A 2,868-nucleotide genomic window follows, 5' to 3' on the forward strand; every position below is an offset into this window, starting at 1 on the left:
ATGAAGACGTAGGTAACGAAAGTGGCGTACAGAATCATCACGACGGTTTGTACGGCCAAGATGATGGTCACAGGGCCTGCCAGACCGGTCAATTCCCACAGTTTCAGGTTCAGAAGAGCCATGGCAAGGAAGAGCGACAGGGAGGCGTTACCGAATACGTCGATGGCGCGGTCGAACATATTGACTTTGAAGGTTGCAGTCAGGACGTTGCGGATGACCACACCTGCAAACAGACACCATACGAATTTAGGCAGGTCGAAGAAGGCTTTGTCGTAGCCGTCGACGATTTCGGCAAAAGCCAAACATGCGGCAAACATAGCCAGGGTTTCGACAGCGGAGTCAGCCGTAATCAGGCGTGTACGTTGTGCTTTTTCGAAGATGTCGTCGGCAACATCGTTGTCGTCGGATTTGGCAGTTTTGACGACAGGTTTACGACCCATTTTGTTGATCAGACGGCGTGCAACAGGACCGCCGATCAAACCGCCGAATACCAGGCCGAATGTTGCAGAAGCCATACCCAAGCCGGTTGCGCCGGTCAGGCCGAATTTGCTTTCAAAGTCAGGACCCCATGCGCCGGCTGTACCGTGACCACCGGTCAGGGTAATCGAACCGGTAATCAGGCCAATCAGTGGATCCAAGCCCAATGCGCTCGCCAAGCCGACACCGACGAAGTTTTGGACGATGATGAATGCACCCACCACGGCGGTAAAGATAACCAAAGGCAAACCGCCCGCTTTCAAACGGGAGAAGTCGGCGCTCAAACCGATGGATGTAAAGAAGATAAGCATGAATGCATCTTGCAGCGGTTTTTCAAATTTGAAGCTGACGCCGTAGGCTTCATGCAGGGCGAACAGGACGATAGCGGCAACCAAACCGCCGGCGACCGGCTCGGGAATATTGAAGTCTCTTAAGAATTTGATTTTTTGAACCAGAAATTTACCAACCAGCAACACGAGCGTGGCGGCAATCAGTGTGTAATAACTGTTGAATTCCCATTCCATGTTGTTTCACCTCCTAGAAATGTTTTTCCGAGCATCCGTTTTTGTTCCGGATGCAGTGTGTTTCAACGCTTGGCGTTATCCGCCGAGTGTCATGGTATTGATGCGCGGACAAGGCAAGGTGTTTTCAGAAAGAAATGAAAACAATGATGTGTCCGTGAAAAATAACTGGCAAATATTAGGGGAATAGTTAAAGATTGTCAAAAAATGCGAGTGTAAATCTTTTCAGACGGTCTTTTGCCCGATGGCATGGTGCGCTTCACGGCGCCATTGTTCTAATAGGGATGTTAATGATTCGGCCGAAGTGTGGCCGTTGCTGATGGCGGCCTGCAGCCAGTAGCAGGCGGTCGGAACATGACAGCCGACACCTTGCCCGTGATAGTAAAAACAGGCGAGGTGGTATTGGGCGGAAGGGTGGTTTTGTTCGGCAGCAATGGCGTACCAGTGTGCAGCCGCCCGAGGATCTTGCGCCGTACCGAGGCCGTAATGGTAGATGCGGCCTAAGGCTGCCGCCGCGTTTTTATGGTGGAACTCGGCAGCTTCCATGTAATTTTTGCGCGCGGCATTATAGTCGGCGGGACGGCCGATGGCATTGGCTTGTGCTTCCGCCAAACGGTATGTGGTTTCGGTTTGTTGTTGTTGCAGGGCGGTAGTTTTGATTTGTTCGTATTGTTGCGGATGGTACAGCGCGGCGTCGCTGATGAGTTTTTGTGCTGCGGCGGCAGAACCCAGTGCGGCTGCACAGTGGTAGTAATCATGCGCGATATGGTTGTCGGCTTTGATACCGAGGCCGTAGCGGTAGAGGTCGCCCATGATTTTCAGCGCTTCGGGATGGTTTTTCTCGGCAGCGGCTTTGGCATATCGTGCCGCTTGGAACGGATCGCGTTCGGAGAGTTCGCCGGTCAGGGCGTATTGGGCCAGCTTGGCCTGTGCTTCCGCTTGCTCCTTATCGGCGGCACGACGATACCATTTTAAGGCTTCGGGTTTGCGTTGGGCGGCAAGAAGGTCGGCCAGCAGGATTTGTGCGGCGATGTGGCCGGCTTGCGCGGCTTGTTCGAGATAATGTTCGGCTTGTCCGTGGTTGGGGCTGACACCTGTACCGTAGAAGTAGATTTGACCGAGTTGCCAGCAGGCAGCAGTTACGCCGAGCGCGGCCGCTTTTTCGTATTGTTCAATGGCTGTTTCAATGTCGCCTTGTCGTTGATGATGGCGTGCCAGATGGTAATATGCAGGCGCGGCATATCGGGCAGCGGCAAGCTCTGCCCAGTAGAGGGATTGTGGATCGTTGCGCTGCGCGTGGTAGCGCATGAGGATTAATTGGGCTTCGAGGTGACCTTGCTCACCCAGCCAGGCGTAGTCGTTAAGAAGCTGTCCTGTTGGGGTGCCATTGTGTTCGCGTTGTTGCAGCAGGGTGAAGAGTGCCTTGGGATGGCGTTGGGCCGCGGCGGCTTCCAGCCATGGAAGTGCCTGCTCCGGATGACCGTTTTGCAGCAGATGGTCGCCCAATACAAAAGCAGCTTCCGTATATCCCTGCTCTGCGGCCTGTTGCAGCAGGGGCAGGGCTTGGGCGGTATTGGATTGTTCCAAAAGGGCGGCGGCTTGCCGGTAGAGGATATCAGGAGCGGCGGTCATGGTTTGCGGGCGGATATAAAGTGGAAGACGGATGCTGCGGCATATGGGCGGCGATACCGGTTGAGGGCTTTGTAAAAATATTGCTCGGCATAGTTTTGTAGAGTGTATTGCCTTGCTGGCTTATCTTTAGGATGCTTGGCTTGTTATATTGTTTTGCCTGGGGGTACATCCATATTTTGTGCGTTACAAAGGGCTCAGGTTGAGTCGGTATGCGCTCATGACAGCTCGGTCATTATAC

General features: G+C 53.6%; 2 protein-coding genes. Both read right to left on the bottom strand.

Annotated elements, in window-relative coordinates:
* Positions 1-1,001 (bottom strand): sodium/glutamate symporter (gltS, locus tag ACTHUT_RS17075; RefSeq protein ID WP_440419162.1); only part of this gene is annotated, 1,001 nt, incomplete at its 3' end.
* Between the two features lie 222 nt (positions 1,002-1,223).
* Positions 1,224-2,630 (bottom strand): SEL1-like repeat protein, encoded by a 1,407-nt coding sequence (locus ACTHUT_RS17080; protein ID WP_250599428.1) that lies wholly within the window; start codon positions 2,628-2,630, stop codon positions 1,224-1,226.
* Positions 2,631-2,868: the final 238 nt, after the last annotated feature.

It is taken from the genome of Neisseria sp. P0022.S010, assembly GCF_051956635.1.

Bases quoted from the DNA above. Each gene is read 5' to 3' on its own strand.
- ACTHUT_RS17080 (WP_250599428.1), bottom strand. From the start codon at position 2,630: ATGACCGCCGCTCCTGATATCCTCTACCGGCAAGCCGCCGCCCTTTTG.